The following is a 25,138-nucleotide window of genomic DNA, read 5'->3' on the forward strand; positions in this document are numbered from 1 at the left end:
TTCCTTGGCGGATGGCCGAAGCGTCGCTTCAAATCGGTCAGGTGGCTGCGAACGGGGGAGACTTCACCGACGTCATGTACTGCACAAAGGCGTCCGGCTCGACGGCTTTGCTGAAGTAATAACCCTGGCCTTCCTCGCATTGATGAGCCTTTAGAAAATCCAGTTGCTCGAGGGTTTCCACCCCTTCGGCGATGATGGTCAGCTTGAGGCTCTTGCCCAGGCTGATGATCGCGCTGACCAATGCCGCATCGCTGCTGTCGCGGGTCAGGCCGCGAATGAACGACTGGTCGATTTTCAGCACGTTGATGGGGAACCGTCGCAGGTAACTCAGGCTGGAATAACCGGTGCCGAAGTCGTCGATGGCCAGCCGCACACCCAAGTCTTTTATGCGGTTCAGGGCGGAGACGGTGGCATCGACGTTCTGCATCAACACCCCTTCGGTGATTTCCAGTTCCAGCAATGAAGGGTCCAGGCCGGTTTGTTCAAGGACTTGTTCAATGCCTTCGACGAAACCTCGCTGACGAAAATCGATGGCCGATACATTCACCGACATGCACAGCTTGGGCAGGCCCGCGGCCTGCCAGGCGCAGGCTTGACGACAGGCCTGGGCCAGTACCCATTTGCTCAACGGCACGATCAGGCCGCTGTCTTCGGCGACACCGATGAAGTCAGTCGGGTAAACCAGGCCATGCCCGGGCTTGAGCCAGCGAATCAAGGCTTCGGCACCCACCACCTGACCCGTGCCGAGGTCGAGCTTGGGCTGGTAATGCAGCACAAATTCGTCGCGCTCCAGTGCCAGGCGAATCCCTGTTTCGATGCTTTGTTGATCCCGGGCGCGCTGGTTCATTTCGTCGAGGAAGAAGCTGAAGTCGTTCGGGCCGATTTCCTTGATATTGCGCATCGCGGTTTCGGCTTTCTTGATCAGCGCGATGGCATCGAAGCCGTCATCGGGATAAATGCTGATGCCCAGGCTGGCGGTCACGCTCAGGTCATGGCCGGCGATGTGCTGGGGAGCGCGAATGGCGCTCAGGATTTTTTCGGCGATGCCTTTGGTTTGTTGCGGGTGGCGGATATCGGCCAGGATCACCACGAACTCGTCAGAGCCATAGCGAAACACCGAGTCGGACTCGCGCACCGTAGCCACCAGGTTCTGCCCGACCCGTTTGAGCATTTCGTCACCGGCCGGGTGCCCCAATGCATTGTTGATGCGCTTGAAGCGGTCAAGGCCCACAAACATCACCGCCAATTGCTTGTCATGGCGGCGGGACAATGCCAGGGACTGGTTCAGCCGATCACCGAGCAGTGTGCTGTTGGGCAGCTCGGTCAACACGTCGTATTGCAGCAGGTGAGACACCTTGAGTAGTTCGTGGACGCGTGCCTCGATGGTTTGCTCCAGGCTTTGCACTTTCGTCTCGGCGTCCTGGGTCATCTGCCATTTCCAGGTCAGGGCGCTGGCCATCTGGCGGATTTCCACACTGTCGAAAGGTTTTTTCAACACCAGCAATTGGTCGCCATACTCGAGCCGCTCGGCCATTTCTTCCCAGCTGTAATCCGAGAAGGCCGTGCACAGGGCGATTTGCAGATGCGGGTCGACCTTCCAGAGTTGTTCGACGGTTTCCAGGCCGTCCCAACCCGGCGGCATGCGCATGTCGGTGAAGGCCATTGCGTAGGGGCGACCTTCGGCCTGGGCACGCTTGACCAGTTCGAGCGCTTCCTTGCCCTGATAGGCCGAGTCGAGCTGGAACGTCAGCCGGTCAGGCTTGGGCGTGCCGAACAGCGCTTCTTCAGTGCCGGCCAGAGACTGTTCGTCTTCGGTGTCGGGGCCGAGGATCTTGCGAAAGTCCTGATGGATCGAGGGCGTGTCATCAATGATCAGGATGCGCCGGTTGGTCTGCACGGAGGACGTTTTCATCCCTTGTCCTCCGTAGAGTGCGGGTTGTCCCGGATCGGTCCGGTTTGAAAGCTGGCGGGCATGATACTGCCGGCTTTGAGCAAGTGAGCGGCCTGCTGGCTGCTGACCGCTTTGCTGAAGAAGTAACCCTGTGCGTTCATTGGCGAGCCTGTGGCCATCAGCGAACTACGCTGTTCCTGGGTTTCGACACCTTCAGCAATGATTCCGATCCCTACTTCTCGAGCGAAATTGATGATGGCGCGCAATGTGTTGGCGCAAGCCGGATCCCGGGCCGCGGTGTCGATAAACTCCTGGGCGAGTTTCAGGTGATTGACCTGGTAAGTCTTGAGGTAGTCGAACGAGGAATATTCGGTGCCGAAGTCGTCGATGGCGATCTTCACCCCCAGCTCACGCAGGCGCGGCAGCACGTCGTTGTGGGTCCACTTGGTCTGGGCCAGGGTCGCTTCGGTGACATCGAAACGCAGGTCCCAGGGGCACAGTTCATAGCGCGCGGTGGTGCGCAGTACGTCATAGATCAGCTCGGGACCACTCTTGAGCTGGGCCAGTGACAGCTTGATGGCAATGACCGGCGGCGCCATGCCTTCATCGCGCCACTGGCGCATTTGCTGGCAGGCGCGATCCAGTACCCAGTGACCGAGGGCGATAATGGCGCCGGTTTTTTCCGCCGCCGGCAAGAACGCCGGTCCTTCCAGCAAGCCGCGTTCGGGGTGATTCCAGATGACCTGGGCTTCCATGCCGAGGATCTTGCCGCTGCTCAGTTCCACTTCGGGCCAGTAATTGAGCTCTAGCTCTTCATGCTTGATGGCGTCTTTCAAGTCGCTGGCGATGGTCATGCGTTCGACCACCTCCTGATTGATCTCCTCGGAATAGAAGTGGTACTGGTTTCGGCCTTGTTCCTTGGAGCGGTAGAGCGCCATGTCAGCCTGGCTTAGCAGACCGTCGGCACTGGTAATGAGCGGCGAGTAGCTGCTGATGCCGATGCTCACGGAAACGCGCACGTCGTTGCTGGCGAGCAAGTAGGGCAGCACCAGGGCATCGCGGACCTTGGCGGCCAGCGCCGCGGAATGAGTCGGGTCGCTGACGTCCAGTTGCAGGATGGCGAACTCGTCGCCGCCGAGGCGCGCGACCACATCGTTTTCCCGCACGCAGGCCTTGATGCGTCGGGACACCTCTTGCAGCAACAGGTCGCCCACCGGATGACCGAGGGTGTCGTTGATCCGTTTGAAGTGATCCAGGTCCAGGTAGAACATCGCGAACGGTGTGGCCCCCCGACGGGCGGCGGCGAACGCCTGGTGCAAGCGCTCGATCAGGGTGGCCCGGTTGGCCAGCCCGGTCAGTCCGTCGGTGCGGGCCAGCAGGGCGATTTTCTCTTCGGCGACTTTGCGCTCGGTGACGTCGATGATGATGCCTTCGACTTCCAGCAAGCGTCCTTCATCGTCGCGCACCGGGATATAGCGGTTCTCCACCCAGCGCCAGGCACCGTCGCCGGTGCGCATGCGGAACTCGATGGAGGCACCCGCCGCGTGACGGTCCAGCACTCGAGCCATCGCCGTGTCGACTTTCGGTTGATCGTCGGGATGAATCAGCTCCCGGGCCCAGTTGGCCGAGGCGACCAGGTTCGCCGCGACGTGACCGTACTTGGTGATGTTGTGGGAGATGTACATCAGCGGAAACGAGGGTTCGCCGCGCAGGCGATACAAGATGGTCGGGCTGTTCTGCACGATGATGTTGGCATCGGACAGCTCCCGGGTGCGTTCCTCGACCGCCTGCTCCAGCAACGACATCTTCAGCGCCGCGTCTTCGGTCATCTGCCATTTGGCGGTCAGGGCACTGGCTATCTGACGGATTTCAATGGCGTCGAAGGGTTTTTTCAGAATCAGCAACCGATCGCCCAGCTCCAGGCGTTCATCGATGTCTTCCCAGGAATAGTCGGAATAGGCGGTGCACAGGGCCACTTGCAACTTGGGATCGACCTGCCACAGCCGTTCAATGGTTTCCAGACCGTCCCAGCCTGGCGGCATGCGCATGTCGATGAACGCCAGCGCGTAGGGCAGGTCGTTGGCCAGTGCTTGCTCGACCTTGCGCAGGGCTTCAAGGCCCTGAAACGCCGAATCGAGCACGAAGCTTTGCAGTACTGCCGTTGCTTGCATCCCGAACAGGGCTTTTTCGGCGTTGGTCAGGTCTTCGTCATCGATCGATGGCGGACTGAGGATCTTGATGAAGTCCGCATGGATCGAAGCGGTGTCGTCGACGATGAGAATCCGACGATTGGTTCGCGCCAGCAGCGTACTCATATGCGTACGGCCGGAACGGATGCAGTGCGGTGTGATGTACTCATAGGGGCATCCTTTCCCTGATCACGTGGCCATGCGTTACAAATAATGGATCCGAGTGAATGCAGCATAGTCTCCTGTACAGCACTTCGCCTACCCGACTGAAACGAATCATTTCCAGAACAAGTGTGCAAAATCATCTAGCCTGTATCTCAGGCGTGGCCAAAGGGGATTGTTTGGCTGCGACCTGACGCACGATGTACCCGCTTCGCTTGAGGTTATGCCATGGAAGAGCAACTCCCCCCCACGATCACCGATAGACCCAGGGTGTTACTGGTCGACGATGAGGAATCAATCCTCAACAGTTTGCGTCGACTTTTACGCGGCCAGCCCTACGAAGTGTTATTGGCCACCAGCGGTGCCCAGGCGCTGGAAATCATGGCGCTCGAGCCCGTCGACCTGGTGATGAGCGATGCGCGTATGCCCAATATGGACGGTGCGACGCTGCTGGCGCACATTCACCAGCACTATCCCGATACGCTGCGCATTTTGTTGACCGGGTACGCCGACCTGACAACGATCGTCAAAGCCATCAACGAAGGCCAGATTGACCGTTACATCAGCAAACCCTGGCACGATGAGGAATTGCTCCTGACGTTGCGACAGTCGCTGGCCTACCAGCACTCCGAGCGTGAACGGTTGCGCCTGGAACGCGAGACGTGGCATCGCAACGAAGAATTGAAGGTCTTGAACGCGACCCTGGAAAAACACGTCGCGGCTCGTACTTCCGAGCTGCAGCAGACCGCCGACATGCTCGACCTGGCGTACGAAGAGCTCAAACACAGCTATGTCACCGGCACCGAGGTGTTCTCGTTGCTGGCCAACCTGCGCTTGCCGCCTGCCAAGCAGACGAACCGGCAAATCATTGAACTGGTGCGGGTGTACTGCAAACTCCACGGCGTGGACGAGGGCAGCACCCGCGACCTGACCATGGCCGCAGCGCTCTACAACATCGGCAAGCTGAGCTGGACCGACAGCATGATAAGTGCGCCATCGGACCTGCTGCACCACACCGATCGCGAGCGCTATCGCGGTTATCCGAAGCAAAGCGAATCGTTGCTGATGACCCTCGACCCGATGAAGGATGCGGCGCGCTTGATCCTTCACCATCAGGAGCGCTGGGATGGCAGCGGGTTCCCCGACCGGCTCAAGGGCGAGGCGATTCCGCTCGGATCGCGCTGGCTGAAACTGGCGGTGGATTTCATCGAGTTGCAGCGCGGACTGATCCTTGAACGCCAGATGAACAGCGATGAAGCGCTGGTCTATATCCGACAGTACGCCGGGCGACTGTATGACCCGGATCTGGTCGAGGACTTCATTCAGGTCTGCGCCGCTTACCTGAGCGACGTCTCGCTGGCCGATCCGACGGTCAAAGTGCTGACCACCCGTGACCTGGCTGCCGGCATGCTGCTGGCACGCAACCTAAATGCCGATAACGGCATGTTGCTGCTCAACGCGGGCAAGGTGATGAGTGGGCCGCTGATAGAGAAGCTGATCGCTTTCGAGGCGATGGAAGGGGCGAAATACAGCATTTTCGTGAAAGTGCCGGAGGACGTGGAGGGCGTGACTCTTGGGGCGCTGGAGACTGCTCAGCCGCAGCACTGATCCGGTGTGGGAGCGAGCCTGCTCGCGATGCTGACGACGCATTTTTTCAGGTTTACCGCGTCATCGTTCATCGCGAGCAGGCTCGCTCCCACAAAGGGCGCTGTCGTGCTTTGCAGGGGAATTTCGGGGTGACGCAGAACCCGTGCCCATGTGATCCTTTACGCCTTTCATCCCAGGCACTTTTACATTCATGACGCTTTTATCCGCCGCTTCCCCCCGCATCATCCGCATTGCTGCCGCCCTGTTGATCGGTCCCGACGGTCGCACTTTGCTGGTGCGCAAGCGCGGCACCGCAGCGTTTATGCAACCCGGTGGCAAGATCGAGCCCCATGAGCAACCGGTCCAGGCCCTGGCCCGTGAACTGGAAGAAGAATTGGGCCTGCGCATCGACCCCGCCCGCGCGCAGTATCTGGGACCGTTTTCGGCTCCGGCCGCCAACGAGCCGGGCTATGTGGTCCAGGCCGAACTCTTTCAGCTGAGCATCGACGCAGACGTGTCGCCTGCCGCCGAGATCGAAGAGGTGCGCTGGATTGATCCGGCCACCGACGGCGATCTCACACTGGCGCCATTGACACGGGACCTGATCCTGCCGTTTTATCGAGCTTCGCTGACCGCGACCACCTGATCATTCACGGACTAGGATTGCCCCCATGATCCCGCTACAAGACTTGCTGATTTTCGCTGCCGCCGCACTGTTGATGGTACTGACGCCGGGGCCGAACATGATCTACCTGATTTCCCGCTCGATCTGTCAGGGGCGCAAGGCCGGCGTGACCTCGTTGCTTGGCGTAGTCGCGGGATTTTTCGTGCATTTGTTTGCCGCCGCCGCTGGCTTGACGGCGGTGTTTCTGGCCGTGCCGATGGCCTATGAAGTGCTCAAGTGGGCGGGCGCGCTGTACCTGCTGTGGCTGGCCTGGCAGGCCATCAAACCCGGCGCGCGTTCGCCGTTCGAAGCGCAGCAATTGCCGCCGGACTCGTCGCGCAAACTGATCACCATGGGCTTTCTCACCAGTGCGCTGAACCCGAAGATCGCGGTGTTTTACCTGTCGGTGTTTCCGCAATTCATCACCCCTGAGCACGGTTCGGTGTTCACCCAGAGCATCGTGCTGGGCCTGACCCAGATCAGCGTCAGTTTCAGCGTCAATCTGCTGATCGCGATGTTTGCGGCGGGCATCGCGTCCTGGTTCGTCAACAACCCGTCCTGGCTGGCGGTGCAACGCTATTTCATGGGCTTTGTCCTGTCAGCGCTGGCGGTGCGACTGATGCTTGAGCAGCGGCGGATGGCTTGACCATGTGGATTGAGCGACTGGATGCCAGCCATGCCCTGGACTATCGCGCCCTGATGCTTGAAGCCTACGACCTGCACCCGCAGGCGTTCACCTCAAGCGTGCGCGAGCGCGCCACGATGCCGCTGAGTTGGTGGGAGTCGCGCCTGACCGGCAAGCTGGAGGTGGTGTTCGGGGCGTTCGAAGAGGGCAAGCTGGTGGGCATCGTCGGCCTCGCCTTCGAACCTCGGCAAAAGGCCTGGCACAAGGCAACGCTGTTCGGCATGTACGTGTCCGGCAAGGTCCGGCAGCGCGGGTTGGGTTATCGCCTGGTGCAGACGGCACTGGCCGAGGCGCAGAACCATGAACGCCTGAAGCTGATCCAGCTGACCGTCACCGCGGGCAACGAGGCGGCGTTCAACCTGTACCAACGCTGCGGCTTCATTCAGTACGGACTCGAACCGATGGCCGTACGCGTGGGCGAAGACTACTTCGACAAAATCCACATGTGGCGCGAGCTCTGAACCCACCGCAATGATCGTTCCCACGCTCTGCGTGGGAATGCATCCTCTGACGCTCTGCGTCAGTTCGTGAAGCGGAACGCGGAGCGTCCCTGGCGGCATTCCCACGCGGAGCGTGGGAATGATCGCTAGCGCTAGCGGACGGCGCTGACCCCGTCCAGGGTCGAGAACGACGTGTCCTTGGCCGTCAGCAAGAAATCGCGCATGTACGGCGCATCCAGCATGTCTGCGCGAATCCCCGCATACAGCGTCGCAAACAATCCCTTCTCGCCCAGCCGCTTGGCCTTCACATAGCCGCGTGAGCTGTATTCATGCAGCGCCCAATGCGGCATGCCGCAGACGCCGCGCCCGCTGGCCACCAATTGCATCATCATCACCGTCAGTTCCGAGGTGCGGACCTGCGCCGGTTCGATGTCGGCGGGTTCCAGGAAGCGGGTGAAGATGTCCAGTCGATCGCGTTCCACCGGGTAGGTGATCAGCGTTTCCGTGAGCAGGTCTTCCGGAACGATGTAAGCCTTGCTCGCCAAGCGGTGCTGGTTGGCGACCGCGAGCATCGCTTCATAGGTGAACAACGGCACATAGGTGATCCCGGCCAGTTCCAACGGATCGGAAGTCACCACCAGATCCAGATCCCCACGGGCCAGGGCCGGCAGCGGGGCGAAGGAGAAGCCCGAAGCCAGGTCCAGCTCGACTTCCGGCCAGGCATCGCGGAACTGGTCGATGGTCGGCATCAGCCACTGGAAACAACTGTGGCACTCGATCGCCATGTGCAAGCGACCCGCCGTACCGCCCGCCAGGCGTGCGATATCACGTTCGGCACCACGCAGCAGCGGCAAGGTCGCGTCGGCCAGTTGCAGCAGGCGCAAACCGGCACTGGTGAAACGCACCGGTTTGGTCTTGCGCACGAACAGAGGCATGCCCATGCGCTCTTCAAGTTCCTTGAACTGGTGGGACAGGGCTGACTGCGTCAGGTGCAGCCGGTCGGCGGCGTCGACCAGGCTGTCGGCTTCGCGCAAGGCGTGCAAGGTCTTCAGGTGACGGATTTCAAGCACCGGATTGCTCCATGAGGAAAACTTGTGATGAACACGAAAAGGTTGAGTTTGTCTCATGTTGGGTTGGCTGTCGACAATAGCGCCATGTTTTACAGCCTCTTTATAGGAACAAACTCATCATGGCTCTGGCGCACACACTTGGTTTCCCCCGCATCGGCGCGGACCGCGAATTGAAAAAAGCCCTCGAATCCTACTGGAAGGGCGATCTGGACCAGGACGCGCTGAACAGCGTCGGCCGCCAATTGCGCGCCAGCCACTGGCAATTGCAGAAAGACGCCGGCATCGACCTGCTGCCCGTCGGCGACTTCGCCTGGTACGACCAGGTCCTGACCCATTCACTGACCTTCGGCGTGATTCCCGAGCGCTTCGACAGCGCCAAGGATGCCCAAGGCCTGCCGACCCTCGACACCTTGTTCGCCATGGCCCGTGGCGCCACGGCAGCCTGCTGCGGCAGCGAACACGGCACCGCGCAATACGCCCAGGAGCTGACCAAGTGGTTCGACACCAACTACCACTACCTGGTCCCGGAATTCAGCGCTGATCAACAATTCAAACTGAGCTGGGAACAGCTGTTCGACGAAGTCGACGAGGCCAAAGCGCTGGGTCACAACGTCAAACCGGTGATCATTGGCCCGCTGACTTACCTGTGGTTGGGCAAAGCCAAGGGCAACGACTTCGACAAGCTCGAATTGCTCGAACGTCTGCTGCCGGTCTACAACGAAATCCTCGGTCGCCTCGCCGCGCAAGGCGTGGAATGGGTGCAGATCGACGAACCGATCCTGACCCTCGACCTGCCGCAAGCCTGGAAAAACGCCTTCGAACGCGCCTATCACATCCTCCAGTACTCGCCACTGAAGAAGCTTGTGGCGACCTACTTCAGTGGCCTGGAAGACAACCTCGGGCTGGCCGTTGGCCTGCCGGTGCAAGGCCTGCACATCGACGCCGTGCGTGCGCCGGATCAACTCGGCCAGGTGCTGGATCGTCTGCCGACCTACAAGATTCTTTCGGTCGGGCTGGTGAACGGCCGCAACGTCTGGCGCTGCGAGCTGGAGCAAGTCCTGTCACAACTGCAATTCGCCCAGGAGCGCTTCGGCGACAACCTGTGGGTCAGCAGCTCCTGCTCGCTGCTGCACAGCCCGGTGGACCTGGAACGCGAAGACAAACTCGACCCTGAGCTGAAATCCTGGCTGGCCTTCGCCGTGCAAAAGTGCGGTGAAATCGCCGTGCTGCGCGATGCCCTCAACGATCCGCAGTCGCCCAAGGTGCAAGCCGCACTCGCGCAAAGCCGTGCCATTGCAGCCAGCCGTGCCGAGTCGCCGCGTATCCACAAAGCCGACGTCCAGGCACGCCTCAACGCCATTGGCGCAGCGGACAGCCAGCGCCAGTCGCCGTTTGCCAAACGCATTACGCAGCAACAGGCGCGCTTGCAACTGCCGGCGTTCCCGACCACCACTATCGGCTCGTTCCCGCAAACCGGTTCGATTCGCCTGGCGCGTCAGGCCTTCAAGCAAGGCAAGTTGTCGGCCAACGATTACACCGACGCCATGCACAGCGAAATCCGCCACGCCGTGCAAATCCAGGAACGCCTGGGCCTGGACGTGCTGGTGCACGGTGAAGCCGAACGCAACGACATGGTCGAATACTTCGCCGAGCAACTGGACGGCTACCTGTTCACCCGTTTCGGCTGGGTCCAGAGCTACGGTTCGCGCTGCGTCAAACCGGCGATCATCTACGGCGACCTGAGCCGTCCGAACGCCATGACCGTCGACTGGATCACCTACGCGCAAAGCCTCACCGACAAGGTCATGAAAGGCATGCTCACCGGTCCCGTGACCATGCTGATGTGGTCATTCCCGCGCGAAGACGTGTCGCGCAAAATCCAGGCGCAGCAGTTGGCATTGGCCCTGCGTGACGAAGTGGTCGACCTGGAAGCCGCCGGCATCAAAATTGTGCAAATCGACGAAGCCGCCTTCCGCGAAGGCTTGCCGCTGCGCCGGGCGCAATGGCAGGAATACCTCGATTGGGCGGTGGAAGCATTCCGCCTGAGCGCCTCGGGTGTGCGCGATGAAACCCAGATCCACACCCACATGTGCTACAGCGAATTCAATGACGTGATCGAAGCCATCGCGGCGATGGACGCTGACGTCATCACCATCGAAACCTCACGCTCGGACATGGAACTGCTGGAGGCGTTCGAAGCCTTCGACTACCCGAACGACATCGGCCCTGGGGTTTATGACATCCACTCGCCACGGGTGCCGGACACTGCCGAGATGGTCAAGTTGATGAGCAAAGCGGTGAAGCGGATTCCGGCAGAGCGGTTGTGGGTGAATCCGGATTGCGGGTTGAAAACCCGGGCGTGGCCGGAGACTGAGGCGGCGTTGGTGAACATGGTGGCGGCGGCGCGGCAGTTGCGTAGTCAGTTGGCCTAAGGACGCCATCGCGAGCAGGCTCGCTCCCACATTTTGATCGTTCCCACGCTCTGCGTGGGAATGCCTCAAGGGACGCTCCGCGTCCAGTGACGCGGAGCGTCACGGGCTGCATTCCCACGCAGAGCGTGTGAACGATCTTCTGTCCGGAGATGACCACTCGGCAATCTTCATCAAACTGTCACGTAACTGTGGCAGCGCGCTTGATCAAACTTCATCAGACTCGCGCTCTACTGGGGTTCTGCGTTTTGGTGTTTTTTCATGCGTGTATTCATTTTTCTGGCCGCTCTGTTGTTTGGCCTGCCGTCTTTGGCGGCGTCTCGTTGCGACGTCAATGTTCCAACCGAACATGCCGATCTGGCGCAGGTGAGCCTGGCGTACCAGAGCATCGGCCGTGCTTCCGACCCTGCGTTATTGCTGGTGATGGGCCTGGGCGGGCAGTTGATTCACTGGCCGGACGAGGTGGTGGTCGCGTTGTGTCAGCAGGGTTTTCGGGTGATTCGTTATGACAATCGCGATGTAGGCCTCTCCACCTGGCGGCAAGCGCCTGCCGACGCCAACCTGACCTTTGAAGTGCTGCGCTACAAACTCGGGTTGCCGGTGTCGGCGCCGTACACCCTGACAGACATGGCGGACGATGCCTTTGGCCTGATGGACGCGTTGCACGTCGATCAATTCCACGTGTTGGGCGCGAGCATGGGCGGGATGATTGCCCAGCACATGGCGGCGATGGCGCCGCAACGGGTCGAGAGTCTGACCCTGATCATGACCAGTTCCGGAGCCGAAGGCTTGCCGGCGCCGAGTGCGGCGCTGTTGCAGTTGCTCGCCCGCCGTAGCGCGCCGAGTCGTGAAGTGGCGCTGGAACAGCAGGCCGATTTGCTGGCGGCGCTGGGCAGTCCGTCAGTGAGTGATGATCGCCAAGTGTTGCTGCATCAGGCGGCGCTGTCTTATGACCGGGCGTTCAACCCCGAAGGCGTGAAGCGCCAGATCATGGCAATCCTCGCCGAGCGCAGCCGCGTGGCGCTGCTCAACCAACTGCGGGTGCCGACACTGGTGGTGCACGGCACGGCCGATCCTTTGTTGCCGGTGATGCACGGCGTGCACCTGGCGGCGCATATCCGCGGCAGTCAGTTGAAGCTGATTCCGGGGTTGGCGCATCGCTTCCAGGAAGCGTTCAAGGCGCCGTTGCTGGCGGCGGTGTTGCCGTATTTGCAGGCGCACCGTGAAGACAGGTCGCATTGGGCGCAGATTGATCCGGTGGTGGCGCCGAACCTGCTCTAGCCCGTACCCAAACGACTTCCCGACAATAAACCCCGCTGGCCGGATAACGGTCAGCGGGGTTTTATTGCTTAAGACATCTTGCTCACAGCCGCCCATGCCATGTCGTAATCGTTGCCGTTGCCACTGGGTTGGCCGCTGTCGAGATAGAGGATTACCTCGGGTGTGGTCGCAATGAAATACAACTCAAGAACAATAAAGTTAAAGGAGGTTATCGTCAGATACGCCGATGCAGCACCCGTGCTGGTCCGCAAGCGAAGTACCGGATAATCAAAATGGCCATCCATTCGGGCTACGGCAAACTGGTACCGATAGCTGACCCCCGGTTGCAGGTTGGAATACGATTTTTGCAGCACCACACCGTGTGATGAGTTCGTATAGGTGTAGTTGTTCAGCGCGTAATAGTTTCTCCCGGCGCCCACGTAAAATGTAAAGTCCCGCGCGCTTCCCGCACCGCCCCAGACCCAGCCTTGCAAGTCCACGTATTTGAAGTCCGAAGTATCGCCCAGCAATCCTTGCTGGACGGTGAAAGTGTGCGGTAGCGATTGTTTAGTGCCGTCGATCGTGCGTGCTGTGATGACATGACTGGTCACCGCAAACCCTCGCGCAGGCACTACCCATCCGCCATTGTCAGAGACCGGGAAGCGCCCGAGACTGGCGCCGTTATCATAGACCTCGACCTGCTGTCCCGGCGTTGCGCCACCTTGAATAATGATGTTGTTCTGGTAATAAGTGGCGCCGTTATTGGGTACCAGGCGGCCACCTGCCGTGACGGAAGTAATGGTGGGTGTCTGCGCTTCCTGCACTGTAAAGGCCCAAATAGCGGAGGGCCGATTGGTACCGGGGGTCTGCACGGTGAAGCTGTGCGAGCCCGGTGCCAGGGTGGTGATGGTGTATGACCAGCTGCGCCCGTCGGTGGAGGTTGGTGTGGCGACAATCATGCCGTGGTCGCGAAGTTCTACGGGGACATTCACCCCGGCGGGGCCCGTCAGTGTTGCGCGGGTGGCAAAAGTCTCGCTGTTGCGCGCAATGTCGATGCCGTTGGCGTCTTTGACTGCCGTGATGTCAGGGTTTGGAATCGGTGACCCAATGTTCAATAGCAGCCGTTTCGAGACCTGTTGGGTATGGGTGAAGGGGTTGGTGACGGAATAGACCAGCTCCACGGTGTTGTTACGATTGGCCACCAGCTTCTCGAAGGGCACGGTTCGCGTAAGGTCCACGCCTACCATTTCAGGTGTCAGCTCTATGGGCACTGACGACCAGGAGTCTTGCGGGTTGGCCCCGATGAAATAGAGCCTGATGATGTGCAGGGCGCGCATGCCGGGATAGGGTTCGATGGTGACGCCGGCACCCTGCGGCACATCTTCGGGGATCAACACGTCGTCTTTCGCGTCGTGGACTACCGGTGGCGGTAATTCACTCAGGATGTCGCCAATTTGCAGCACCAGAATTTCAGAGTTCACGTCTTCAGTGTCAGCGCGTCTGACGGTATAGGAGACCAGCACTCTGGCCCCGTGCCAATCTTGAATATGGTCCTTGGGAATAGTGAACGAGACGTCCCGGTCCACCATCTCCTCGCTGACAGGGCTGGACGTCGGGTAGTAACTCCCCACGATTTCCTGACCAGGATTGTCTGGGTCGGGAATCATGACGTACCAGTCAACGTAAATGATGTCGTCGAGGACGATGGCGCCCGGCTGGCTTTTCACGATCACGTGGGCCGGATCGGTGTCCACTGCAATGGAGCCACCGGCGTCTTCACGCACCTCAGGTGCCGCCAGCTTCAGGGGCATGCCAATCATTTTGGCGTAGGTCGTGCGTGAATAGCGAGGGCTGGCGGGCGTGGTGGCTTGGGTCAGTCTGTAGTCGACTTTGACGAAACCCCGAGCAATCAGATGGACCGGGTAATAGGGAATCATGAACGTGTGAGAACGGGTCGACGCTTCGGGTTCCCATGTCATATCCACGGGGACCTGGCGGCCACCAGCGCTGACTCCCCGCCAGCTCAGAGCCACCACATCCCCCGGGACAAAACTGACCTTCGACGAGAAAATATCGGTTTGTACGTCTTCACCCAGTAGTGCATCGAGGTCGAGTTGTTGTTCGCCGTCCGCCTTGTCGATAATCGGAGGTTCGAGCAGTACAAGAGCAGGATCGAACAGGAAGAACACCGGAGGCGCATCGGCCGAGCTGTGATTGTCCACCACATCCTTGAGGCGATAAGTGAGCAGCAAAGGATTTATGGGGGGCAGGTTTTTGAGGGCGCTTGCAGGAATCGTATATTTAATGGGCTTGCCAACCTGGGTGGCAGTAACCAGAGGTAGTTTGAATTCCGTATCTCTGCTTCCCCACACGATATAAATGGTGGAGTTCTTGCGCATGTTCTCGTAGGCAGGGATGGTGACAGGCAGCCCGCCGTTGTCGTCCAGATAGTCCTTGGTAAGGCCGTTGTCCAGGACGTCCTGTTCCACCTCGATGGGTTGCAGGCCTTGATGGTAAGGCTCCGTCAGGTCTGTATCCGGGCCGCCGGGCAGGGTGGTTTTGATCAGTACCGTCAATGGCGCTGAGCGTTCGTATTCACCCCCGGCATTGCTGATTCTGCGTACGCCGACAAGCAGCTCGCACACGCCGTCGGGCAACTGATCCTGTTTGATGGTAGGGAACAGTCGATTATCCACCTGAGTGGCGCTGACAGTGTCACTGGCAAGCGTGATCGGGTTCCCCTGCGAGTAGGTCGCTTCAATAATCCATTCATCGCCTTGTGACATGTTGAGCCACGGATCGATCGCCGTATTCAGCTCTGTTGGCTGGCCTTTTTCGTCCAGGAACGCGAGTCGATTGATACCATAGACGTCACCCTCATCCGCTGGCAGGTTGTTGATCAATCCGGATATCCAGAGCGGATTGATGCGATTGACTCTGACGTCGCCGGGTTTTGGCAGCGATGCAAGCAAGTCAATTTGCTGTGCTTCGACGAGGGGGCCGGGTGTGCTAAACGTGTTCATGGCGGACGACCTGTGAAGAAGTGGGTAATGGGATTCAATCGATTCGGCGAGTGTTGCCGACCATGAACAGCTGGACGTATTTCGATACTCGGCGCTCGCCGCTGGCGGTGACTTGTGTATACGCCACGTTGGCAAAACCACCGGCCAGGCGCTGGGCCACGGCGTTCGGCACCTCGAATGTCAGCGCTTCCTGCGAGCCGACGGTCAGGGAATCAGTGTGCAACTGGATCAGACCGGCACGAGGCTCGCCTCGCCAGTTGAGCTCCACCACATCAGTGTCGGCAAAGACCGAGACCGGGGTTGCGACTTTCACGCTGACGGAGTTGGCCCCTAGCGCGGTCATGTAAATGGCGTTGTCCTGATCTGTTCCGCAGACGTGCGGGGCGGGCAGGCGATGTGCGTGATTGGCGTCCTGAATGTCGACCATCAACCCGATGGAATGGTCAGAGGCCATGTTGCCGACCTCGTCTGCTATCCAGTACTGAAGCAAGGCCTGGCCACTGCCGTCGGCCTCGATCATCTCTTTGGAAATCGTGAGTTCGACCGAGCGACCTATCTCGGATTTTAAAACCCGGTGTTCGATGCGCCAGCCGACATATTGAAGCGTCACGGTATCGTTGTGGCGCATGCCTTGCCAGGGCAGCACGGTGACAGTGACGTCCTCTGTACCGTCGATGACAGGCGGATTAATGACGGGGCGTCGCAACAATCTGTGGCCCGGGTACTCCGGTTGTGGGTCGATCCCCCCGGGCAGTTCGGTTTTGACGAACACCTTGAGAGGCCCCGACTCCACGCGATTGATTCGGTAGAACCAGGTACTGAAACCCTCAGGAATGTCATTGACCTGAATTCTTCTCAAGAGCGGCCTGCCGTTATAGTCACTTGGCACTGTGAACCAGGTGATCGGCAGGACGGACGAGGCCGGGGAGCGAATGAACACTTCCACCCGGTCACCGACAAAGACTTTTGTGGGGGGAATAACGATCGCCATGCCGTTGATGTTGCCTCGGGCCAGCGCTCGGTTGATACCGACATCTGCTCCGTCGATTACGGTGATAGCTGCGGGTATATCAATTCTGCTTTCGCCTACCGTCGAGGTAGCAAACCGGGCCGGGCTGTTCTCCACCAGTAGTTCGTCGATACTCATGATGTCCTCTCGCGGCGCAGTGGTTAGTTGTCCCGTGACTCGGGACGTAGGAGTGGCCAATTAAGGGCTTTGGAGGAGAGAGTGGCTACTGTCAGAACTGACAGGCAAACACTGGTTTTAGACGAACGGTGCTAAACAGGCCGAAAGGGAATCGAGCCCATTGAGTCATTGAGCTTGATGGTGCTGGAAATGCAGCATCGCTGCGGTCTGCCCATTTGGCGGACGACGCACCAGGCCTGATGAATGCGCTGCACGTTGAGCCATTCCATGGGGTAGGCGCGCACATTGGGCGCAGATTGATCCGGTGCCGAGCCCGAATCTCCTGTAACCCCCAATCCAACACTGTGGGAGCGGGCTCGCCCGCGATGGCGGTGTATCAGTCAATGGCTATATCGACTGGTACATTGCCATCGCGGGCAAGCCCGCTCCCACAGTTGGTTTTTGGTGTGAGTGAAATCTTACCCGTCAGTTAGACGGTGCAACCCGGTGGATCGAGATTATCCAGCAGGCGGTTCACCGCCAGTTCACCGAGCATGACCGATTGCTGAATGCCGAGCAGGGTGTTGCGGTGCGTGCCTTCGACCAGCCCCGCAAAATCACTCAACATCACGCTTGCCGAGGCCAGCGACTCGCAGGCGTTGGCCAGCAGGGTTTCGTTATCGATGTCGGGGGCGATGAGGAAAATGGTGCTGGGTTTGCGTGGGGTAGCTTGGGGGATGACCGGTTTGAGGTAGTAATCGAGGGCGCGGTCGGCGGCTTCGTTGAGCTTTTTGGGATCGGTGGATTCGTAGGGGGAAACGTCGTCGGCTTCCGGGGGATTTGGAGTAATTTTGAACATTGAGGGATATACCTTTAGTAGAGCTACAACCTCTCTCGCTACTAAACGGAAGGGGTGGCAGCTGTGCGCAAGTTAGTAGACCGGCGATTCCCTCAAACCCGGCGCACCCGAGGGTGCCATGCACACAGCCACCATCAAGTACAGGTGAAAACCTGTCTGAATGACGCTTATGCAACCGTCTTGAGGGTTAATCCGGGCTACTAAACCCGATCACTGGGAATCAGTGACACGAACCAAGTTACCGACGGCCCCAAAACCGCACAAGCCGGCGGATTCTGACGTGGTCGTAGGCAACGACGCAAGGCGCTGTAGCTTTCAGGAAGTAACCTTAAACAGAACTAAACACACTCCCCAAAACACTGAAAATCCCTGTGGGAGCGAGCCTGCTCGCGATGGCGGTGGGGCAGTCAACAACGATGTTGAATGTCAGTCCGCTATCGCGAGCAAGCTCGCTCCCACAAGGGACCTGCGCGCTCCGGCCTTCGGGTGTATCGTTCGAACTTTCCGGCGCGATCCAAGCCTGCGAGGTGAATGATGAGTACCCCCCTGAAAATCGATTTCGTCAGCGACGTGTCCTGCCCATGGTGCGTCGTCGGCCTCTACGGCCTGACCCGTGCGCTGGACGTGCTGCGTGATGAGGTCCAGGCCGAGATCCATTTCCAGCCGTTCGAGCTCAACCCGAAGATGGGGCCTGAGGGGCAGAACATCACCGAACATATCGGCGAAAAGTACGGCTCGACCCCGGAACAGTCGCAGAAAAACCGCGAGATGATCCGCGCCCGTGGCGCCGAACTCGGGTTTGCTTTTCGCACGGACGGCAATAGCCGTATCTACAACACCTTTGATGCCCATCGGCTGCTGCATTGGGCGGGGCTGGAAGGGTTGCAGTTCAATTTGAAGGAAGCGCTTTTCAAGGCGTATTTCACCGATGGCGGCAATCCGTCCGATCAGGGTCAGTTGGCGAAGATTGCTGAAAGCGTCGGGCTGGACCGGCAGCGGGCCGAGGCGATTCTGGCTTCGGACGAGTTCGCCAAAGAGGTTCGCGAAGAAGAGCAGTTGTGGCTGTCGCGGGGGGTGAGTTCGGTGCCGACGGTGGTGTTCAACGGGCAATACGCCGTCAGCGGCGGGCAGCCGGTGGAGACCTTTGTCGCGGCGATCCGCCAGATCATGAGCGAAGCCAAAGGCGGCACGGTGACCTGAGCATACGAGATCGTTCCCACGTCGAGGCGTCGAACCGTCCGCGTGGGAATGCCTCAACGGACGCTCCGCGTCCAGTGACGCGGAGCGTCACGGGCTGCATTCCCACGCGGAGCGTGGGAACGATCAACGTCAAGGTTCAGCGGACGATTTTGTCGACGTGGATGCCGAGTTTCTTCAAGCGATACCAGAAGCTGCGTTCGGATATCCCGATCAACTGCGCGGCTGCGGCTTGTACGCCATTGCTCTGCGCCAGTGCCGCCAGAATGTAGGCTTTCTCGACCTCGGCCAGCGCCGCGTCCAGATCCGCCGGCACGTTGCCTTCCATGATTGGCACGCCGCTGCCGCCGGGGTTCGAGGCAAACAGATAAGCCGGCAGGTCTTGCTCTTCAATCACCGCACCGCCAGCGACAATCGTTGCCCGTTCCACGCAATTTTGCAGTTCGCGAATATTGCCCGGCCACGAATAACTGGCCATCGCCTGCAAGGCCTCGGCGCTGAATCCTGTGAACCGCTTGCCCGCCGCGGCGCCCAGGGTGTGCGCAAAATGCCGGGCCAGCGGCGCGATGTCTTCCGCCCGCTCGCGCAGGGCCGGCAGCGGAATCGGGAACACGTTGAGACGGTAATAAAGGTCTTCGCGAAATTCCTTGTTGGCCACCGCGTCCAGCAGGTTTTTGTTGGTCGCGGCAATCACCCGCACATCCACTTTGCGTTCGCGAGGATCGCCCACCGGTTCGATCACCCGTTCCTGCAGCGCGCGCAGGATTTTCGCCTGCAAGGCCAAGGGCATTTCGCCGATTTCATCGAGAAACAGCGTGCCCTGGTCGGCCTGCATGAAACGCCCGACGCGGTCCGCCACCGCGCCGGTAAAGGCGCCTTTGCGGTGGCCGAACATTTCGCTTTCCAGCAAACCCTCCGGGATGGCCGCGCAGTTCACAGCCACGAACGGCTTGTCGGCGCGATTGCCGTGTTTGTGGATCGCCCGTGCAACCATTTCCTTGCCGGTGCCGCTTTCGCCGGTCAGCAGTATCGTCGCGTTGCTGTCGCGCACCGAATCGATGGATTGCAGGACCCGCCGGAACGTCGGGCTGTCACCGATCAAACTGTCGATCTGTTGATGCTCATCGAGTTCGGCGCGCATGCGCTGGTTGTCTTTGAGGATGTCGCGAAATTGCAGGGCTTTGCTGACAGTGATGTCCAGTTCGTCGATGTCGAAGGGCTTGGCGATGTAGTCGAAGGCGCCGTTGCGCATCGACTGCACGGCGTTTTTCACCGTGCTGTAGGCCGTCATGACAATCACCGGCAGCTGTGGGAAACGGCTTTTGATTTCCGCCAGTAATTGCGGGCCGTCCATGCCGGGCATGCGCCAGTCGCTGATCACCAGGTCGATGTCTTCCGCTTCCAGCACCTTGAGCGCGTGCAAGCCATTGCCGGCCGTGAACACCGTAACGCCGTTCTGACTCAAGGCCGATGCCAGCAGGTCGCAGAGCTTGGGTTCGTCGTCGACCACCAGTACGTTATGTGTCATCACTGCCCTCGTCGAAGTCTTTCCCATTGGCCGGAATGTACAGCGTGAAGGTGGTTCCGGCATCTTTTTCACTGACGCATTCGATGCGCCCGTCGTGGTTTTCCATGATCGAGAAGACCTTCGCCAGGCCCAGTCCGGTGCCCGAGGCCTTGGTGGTGACGAACGGTGTGAAAATCCGTTCGAGCATGTCCGGTTCAATGCCCGTGCCGGTGTCCGCCACGCTGATCACGGTAAAGGCGCCATCACGGCGAATGCCCAGGGTCAGTTGCCCACCGTCGGGCATGGCGTCGATGGCGTTGACGATCAGGTTCAGACCGGCCTGTTTGAGCTGGCGCGCATCGGCGTAAAGGGTTGCGCCGGGGGCCTGATCGTCGATGTGCACGTCAATGTGATGGCTGGCCAGTTCCGGAGCGCAGAACCCGACCAGTTCATCGACGAACAGTCGAGCCGGTTCGGTCGAGCGCAGCGGTGCGCTGGGTTTGGCGAAGTCGAGGAAGTCGGTGATCAGATCGTTGATCCGGCTGACTTCGCTGACCACGTACTCCAGGTGACGCTTATCGGTCTCGGGCAAATCGGCGCGGCGGTGCAACAGCTGGGTCGCGGTTTTGATGATGCCCAGCGGGTTGCGGATTTCATGGGCCAGGCCCATGGCGACTTCGCCCAGGGCGTGCAGGCGGTCGCGGCGGCGCAGCTGAGATTCGAGGTTTTGCAACTCGCCGAGGCGTTCGCTCATGTGGTTGAAGGTGCTGCTCAGTTCCGCCAGTTCATCGCCACCGGTCACCGGCAAACGCTGGCGATAATCCCCGGCAATCACCGCTTGTACGCCTTTGGACAAACCGCGCAACGGTTGGGTCAGGCGTTGCGACACCAGCCAGCCAACGCAGAGAGAGGCGGCCGAACTGAGCAGGAAAATCAGGATGAACAGGTTGCTCTGGTTCACCAGGCCCACGAGGCTGGAGTGGCGCAACAGGCCGCTGAAAATGACGCCTTGAAGGTCGCCATTCTCGTTGAAGATCGGCCGATAGATGCCGCTGTAACTGCTGGTGAATTGCTCGGTCGGCTGCTTGGTGGTACGCAGGATCTGCTCGATATTTTCCGGCACGGCTGCCGGGTGATTTTCGAAACGCTGACTGGAGAAGATCTCCGAGAAGTTGTCGCCCTTGGCCAGATACAGACGCAAGTCCAGCGAATGAACGTCGGAGACGCTGGTCAGGAAGCTGTTGTCGAGGTAGGTGGCAATCACCAGTTTGTAAGCGATGCCGTCCTGCTCGTTCTCGAAGGTCGAGACCACTGCGCCGGTGGCGACACCGCCGATTTGCAGGGTTTGCAACACGGCTTTGGGCGCGGTGCTGATTTGCCGGACGATGTCGTCGGCGGCGGTGCTGAACACCACGGCATGGTCGCTGTTGCGCACCAGGGCAACCACGTCGATGCCCATGGAGTCTGCGATGTCGGTGGTCATGCGGTTGTGGCGCGACGAAAACCCACCAACCTGTGGGTGGGTGTAACGCAGAAACAACTGCGCAACCCTGGCGTTGTCACGCAGGATTTCGCTGATTTCGTCTTCGACGATCTTGGTCGACTCTTTCAGCCAGATGCGCACGTTGCTGTCGAAGATCTGCGACAGGGTGGTGGCCGCGAGTTCGGCGGCGATCATGGTCGGGATCACGCTGACCAGCCAGAAGGCCAGGACCAGTTTGCGTTGCAGGCTCCAGCCGGAGAGGGCGAAGGGTCGGGCTTTGGCAGGTCGGTGTTTGGTCATCGGGTTTCGCTTGTCGAAAGCCATGGCGGGTCGGTTCGGTTCGAATCGATAAACAGGTTCACTACAGGATATTGGGTGATGCCTTGGTCAATACAGTAGCCGACATTGCCCCGCCAGTGGCGACCCGTCTACAACCGGGTTCGCCAGGCTGTCAGGCTAACTGCCGATACCCTTCGTTCAGGGGGGGCGGGGCGCAGCGTTGTTGCATGAAACGTTGTGCGATGAAGTCCACGCTCAGTTCAATTACCCGACGGTATTGCAGGTCGACGGTGATCATGTGATAGCAGTCATCCAGCAACACTTTGACCACCGGCCCGCCGAGCTTGCGTTCGACGTAATCGGCGTTCCAGCGACTGGTGATGTCGTCTTCGATGGAGTGCACCACCAACGCAGGCGTGGTGATCGACGGCATGCGTTTTTTCACGACGGCGTTCAGACGATGCAATTCGCGCACAGTGACGCCTTCCATGGTCAGCAAACCGGCCTGGCTGCTTTCGCCTTCCTTCATCTGACGCTCGACGATCGCTCGCAGGCGTTCGTTCTTGATGCCGTAAGGGGGTTTTTCTTCGAAGCTGCACAGGTTCACGCCGAACGGGATTTTCATCAGCAACGGCGTGAGGAACGCCAGTTTGTGGATGCTCCAGCCGTCATAGCGCAGGGTGGTCGAATACAGCATCAACCCTTCGATTTGCCCCGGATGCTCGGCGGCCATGTACATCGACAGGACTGCGCCCATGGACAAGCCACCGACGAATACCCGCTCGTGCTTGCGCCGTACACCGACGAACGTGTTGCGGGCGCTCTCGTACCAGTCGCGCCAGCCAGTGGCTTGCAGGTCGGCGTTGCCACCGCAGTGCCCGGCCAGGGTGGGCACGTAGACCGTGTGCCCGGCTTTCGCCAGGCCCATGGCCACCCGACGGAGTTCCGTCGGGGTGCCGGTGAGGCCGTGGATCAACAGCACCGCGACCTCCCCTGTGCCGAGAACGAAACCGGCGTTGCCTTCGCCAAGATCGATCTCGTCGTGATTCATCGTTTCATTGCCCGATGCAGCAGGCGGTCGAGCAGGGCCAGGCCGAGGTCGATTTCCGGGTAGCTGATTTCCAGCGACGGCGCCAAAGTGATCACGTTCTTGTAGTAACCGCCGACGTCGAGGATCAGGCCCAGGCGCTTGCCGTCGATTTCGATGTCGCCCTTCATGCCTTCGTCGACCATGAAGTCCAGGGTGGCCTTGTCCGGAGTGAAACCATCCGGGCCACAGATTTCGCAGCGCAGCGCCAGGCCCAGGCCATCGACATCGCCGATGATCGGGTAGCGTTTTTGCAGTTCTTTCAGGCCTTCCAGGAAGTATTTGCCCTTGGCCATCACCATCGCGCCGTAATCGACTTCGCTGGTCATCTTGAACATTTCCAGACCGACCGCGGTGCCCAACGGGTTGGACGCGAAGGTGGAGTGAGTCGAACCTGGCGGGAAGATTTTCGGGTTGATCAGTTCTTCTTTAGCCCAGATGCCGCCCAGTGGGTTCAGGCCGTTGGTCAGCGCTTTACCGAAGACGATCACGTCAGGTTTGACGTCGAAGTGTTCGATCGACCACAGCTTGCCGGTACGCCAGAAGCCCATCTGGATTTCATCGACGACCATCAAGATGCCGTGTTGATCCAACACTTGCTTGAGTTCGCTGTAGAAGTTCATCGGCGGAATCACGTAGCCGCCGGTGCCCTGGATCGGCTCGACGTAGAACGCGGCATATTCGCTCTGGCCGACTTTCGGGTCCCAGACGCCGTTGTATTCAGTCTCGAACAAACGGGCGAATTGCTGCACGCAATGGCTGCCGTACTCTTCCTTGGTCATGCCTTTCGGGCCGCGGAAGTGGTAAGGGAACGGAATGAAATTGGCACGCTCGCCGAAGTGGCCGTAGCGGCGGCGATAGCGGTAGCTGGAGGTGATCGACGAGGCGCCGAGGGTACGACCGTGATAGCCGCCTTCGAAGGCGAACATCAGGCTTTTGCCGTTGGTGGCGTTACGCACGACTTTCAGCGAGTCCTCGATGGACTGCGAACCGCCGACGTTGAAGTGCACGCGACCGTCGAGGCCGAACTTTTTCTTGGCATCGACGGCGATCATTTCCGACAGCTCGATCTTGCCTTTGTGCAGGTATTGGCTGGCGATCTGCGGCAGGGTGTCGATCTGCTGTTTCAGCGCGTTGTTCAGGCGCGGGTTGGCGTAACCGAAGTTAACGGCCGAGTACCACATTTGCAGGTCGAGGTAAGCCTGGTCTTCGGTGTCCCAGACATAGGAGCCTTCGCAACGGCTGAAAATACGCGGCGGATCGATGTAGTGAACGGTGTCGCCGTAGGAGCAGTACTTGGCTTCTTTATCCAGAAGCACCTGGTCTTCGGGAGTCGCAATTCGGATATCAGACATGATTGAAGAGTTCCTGATTGTTTGACGCGTAGTCAGAAGAGGTTTCAAGCGCGAAAGCGGTAGCGTTGGCTGCGCGGCCGGCCGGCAGTTGGGCCAGCAGGGCCGGAATCTCGGCGAAGCTGTCGAAGCGGGCGAAGGCAATGCCGTTGCGCTCGCAGTGTTCGGCCAGGCGATCCTTGGCGAACACGAAGTCAGCGGAGGAGGCCACGCACATGTCGGACTGGCCATCGCCGATCACCAACACGCGTTTGGTCTTGGGCGTGGACTTGCATTTGCAGTTGCCGGAAGCGGCGCGGCAGGCGTCGCTGGAGTACGGAAAGTCGATGCGCCAGCTATCGTGATCGAGTTGACGCAAGCGGTTGGCGAGGATCGGCAACAGGGTCACGTAGTTGCGCGCGAGGATCCGCGCAATACCTTGTTCGATGCCGTCGCTGACCACTTCCAGGGACGCGCCGAGGCCGATCACGTGATCGACGAAGTCGGGGAAGTCCGGGTCGATTTCGATCGTGTCGAAAAAGGCGAGCAGTTCGGTCGGCGTGGCCTTGACCAGCGAGAGCTGGCGGCTGAGGCATTCACGAGAGCCAATGTCACCTTGCAGCCACTCATCTTCGATCGCTTCCCAACTGGGGTCGGCGAAACGCTGGAGGATGCTGTCGATCACGTCGGTGCGGGTGATGGTCCCGTCGAAATCACAAACGATATGCCAATCATTCATCTGCATTACCTATTGAGCAGTGCGCGCTGTTTGCGCTTGCCAAGGGGGTAGAGCAGGGACTGTGCCAACCCTGTTCGGCCCAGTAATACCGGGGTTGTTGTAGGGGGATGTGTCAGGCAAGCTACAAATT

At 59.7% G+C, this 25,138-nt stretch carries 18 protein-coding genes; 7 read left to right on the forward strand and 11 right to left on the reverse strand.

What is annotated here, in order from left to right; all coding sequences use genetic code 11:
• Positions 1-37: 37 nt before the first annotated feature.
• Both QRN31_RS00470 and QRN31_RS00475 read right to left on the reverse strand, forming a co-directional pair.
• Positions 38-1,912: an EAL domain-containing protein gene (locus QRN31_RS00470; protein WP_285429477.1), complete on the reverse strand. Its 1,875-nt coding sequence runs from the start codon at positions 1,910-1,912 to the stop codon at positions 38-40.
• Positions 1,909-4,206 (reverse strand): GGDEF/EAL domain-containing response regulator, encoded by a 2,298-nt coding sequence (locus QRN31_RS00475; protein ID WP_285429478.1) that lies wholly within the window; start codon positions 4,204-4,206, stop codon positions 1,909-1,911. The genes QRN31_RS00470 and QRN31_RS00475 overlap by 4 nt, the downstream gene beginning before the upstream one ends.
• A gap of 264 nt (positions 4,207-4,470) precedes the next feature.
• Between QRN31_RS00475 and nosR the strand changes: the two genes are divergently transcribed.
• From nosR to QRN31_RS00495, 4 genes are all read left to right on the forward strand, one after another.
• Positions 4,471-5,850 (forward strand): response regulator c-di-GMP phosphodiesterase, NosR family, encoded by a 1,380-nt coding sequence (gene nosR / locus QRN31_RS00480; protein ID WP_285429479.1) that lies wholly within the window; start codon positions 4,471-4,473, stop codon positions 5,848-5,850.
• A gap of 190 nt (positions 5,851-6,040) precedes the next feature.
• Positions 6,041-6,475: an NUDIX hydrolase gene (locus tag QRN31_RS00485; protein WP_285429480.1), complete on the forward strand. Its 435-nt coding sequence runs from the start codon at positions 6,041-6,043 to the stop codon at positions 6,473-6,475.
• 25 nt (positions 6,476-6,500) lie between these two features.
• Positions 6,501-7,139, forward strand: coding sequence for a LysE family translocator (locus tag QRN31_RS00490; protein WP_285429481.1), 639 nt, complete (start codon positions 6,501-6,503; stop codon positions 7,137-7,139).
• A gap of 2 nt (positions 7,140-7,141) precedes the next feature.
• Positions 7,142-7,639 (forward strand): GNAT family N-acetyltransferase, encoded by a 498-nt coding sequence (locus QRN31_RS00495; protein ID WP_285429652.1) that lies wholly within the window; start codon positions 7,142-7,144, stop codon positions 7,637-7,639.
• Between the two features lie 131 nt (positions 7,640-7,770).
• Here the strand turns inward: QRN31_RS00495 and metR are convergent, their stop codons facing one another.
• Entirely contained in the window at positions 7,771-8,688 is a 918-nt protein-coding gene (metR, locus tag QRN31_RS00500) for a transcriptional regulator MetR (protein WP_008155262.1), read from the reverse strand.
• Between the two features lie 119 nt (positions 8,689-8,807).
• On the opposite strand from metR, the gene metE reads away from it, so the two are divergent.
• Positions 8,808-11,120 carry a 5-methyltetrahydropteroyltriglutamate--homocysteine S-methyltransferase gene (gene metE, locus QRN31_RS00505; protein ID WP_285429482.1) on the forward strand — a complete coding sequence of 771 codons (2,313 nt, stop codon included), beginning with the start codon at positions 8,808-8,810 and terminating at the stop codon, positions 11,118-11,120.
• A gap of 258 nt (positions 11,121-11,378) precedes the next feature.
• Positions 11,379-12,398 (forward strand): alpha/beta fold hydrolase, encoded by a 1,020-nt coding sequence (locus QRN31_RS00510; RefSeq protein ID WP_285429483.1) that lies wholly within the window; start codon positions 11,379-11,381, stop codon positions 12,396-12,398.
• 68 nt (positions 12,399-12,466) lie between these two features.
• Here QRN31_RS00510 and QRN31_RS00515 read toward each other — a convergent pair whose 3' ends face one another.
• The 3 genes from QRN31_RS00515 to QRN31_RS00525 form a co-directional block, all read right to left on the reverse strand.
• A complete protein-coding gene (locus tag QRN31_RS00515) occupies positions 12,467-15,400 on the reverse strand; it encodes a hypothetical protein (RefSeq protein ID WP_285429484.1) in 2,934 nt (977 codons plus the stop codon).
• A 34-nt stretch (positions 15,401-15,434) separates the two neighbouring features.
• Positions 15,435-16,547 (reverse strand): hypothetical protein, encoded by a 1,113-nt coding sequence (locus tag QRN31_RS00520; protein WP_285429485.1) that lies wholly within the window; start codon positions 16,545-16,547, stop codon positions 15,435-15,437.
• Positions 16,548-17,016: 469 nt separating this feature from the next.
• Complete coding sequence (locus QRN31_RS00525; RefSeq protein ID WP_285429486.1) at positions 17,017-17,385, reverse strand: DUF6124 family protein; 369 nt, start codon at positions 17,383-17,385, stop codon at positions 17,017-17,019.
• Between the two features lie 534 nt (positions 17,386-17,919).
• Between QRN31_RS00525 and QRN31_RS00530 the strand changes: the two genes are divergently transcribed.
• Positions 17,920-18,585, forward strand: a complete 666-nt coding sequence (locus QRN31_RS00530) for a DsbA family oxidoreductase (protein WP_285429487.1) — start codon at positions 17,920-17,922, stop codon at positions 18,583-18,585.
• 136 nt (positions 18,586-18,721) lie between these two features.
• On the opposite strand, the gene QRN31_RS00535 is transcribed toward QRN31_RS00530, so the two are convergent.
• The 5 genes from QRN31_RS00535 to QRN31_RS00555 form a co-directional block, all read right to left on the reverse strand.
• On the reverse strand, positions 18,722-20,110 hold the full coding sequence (locus QRN31_RS00535) for a sigma-54-dependent transcriptional regulator (RefSeq protein ID WP_285429488.1): 1,389 nt from the start codon (positions 20,108-20,110) through the stop codon (positions 18,722-18,724).
• Positions 20,100-21,872: a sensor histidine kinase gene (locus QRN31_RS00540; RefSeq protein ID WP_285429489.1), complete on the reverse strand. Its 1,773-nt coding sequence runs from the start codon at positions 21,870-21,872 to the stop codon at positions 20,100-20,102. Before QRN31_RS00540 ends, QRN31_RS00535 begins: the two co-directional genes overlap by 11 nt.
• A gap of 151 nt (positions 21,873-22,023) precedes the next feature.
• Positions 22,024-22,902, reverse strand: coding sequence for an alpha/beta hydrolase (locus QRN31_RS00545; protein WP_285429490.1), 879 nt, complete (start codon positions 22,900-22,902; stop codon positions 22,024-22,026).
• Positions 22,899-24,293 (reverse strand): aspartate aminotransferase family protein, encoded by a 1,395-nt coding sequence (locus QRN31_RS00550; protein ID WP_285429491.1) that lies wholly within the window; start codon positions 24,291-24,293, stop codon positions 22,899-22,901. Before QRN31_RS00550 ends, QRN31_RS00545 begins: the two co-directional genes overlap by 4 nt.
• Positions 24,286-25,008, reverse strand: a complete 723-nt coding sequence (locus QRN31_RS00555) for an MtnX-like HAD-IB family phosphatase (RefSeq protein WP_090180650.1) — start codon at positions 25,006-25,008, stop codon at positions 24,286-24,288. Before QRN31_RS00555 ends, QRN31_RS00550 begins: the two co-directional genes overlap by 8 nt.
• Positions 25,009-25,138 lie beyond the last annotated feature (130 nt).

The organism is Pseudomonas sp. fls2-241-R2A-110 (genome assembly GCF_030209165.1).
Taxonomy (GTDB): Bacteria; Pseudomonadota; Gammaproteobacteria; order Pseudomonadales; family Pseudomonadaceae; genus Aquipseudomonas.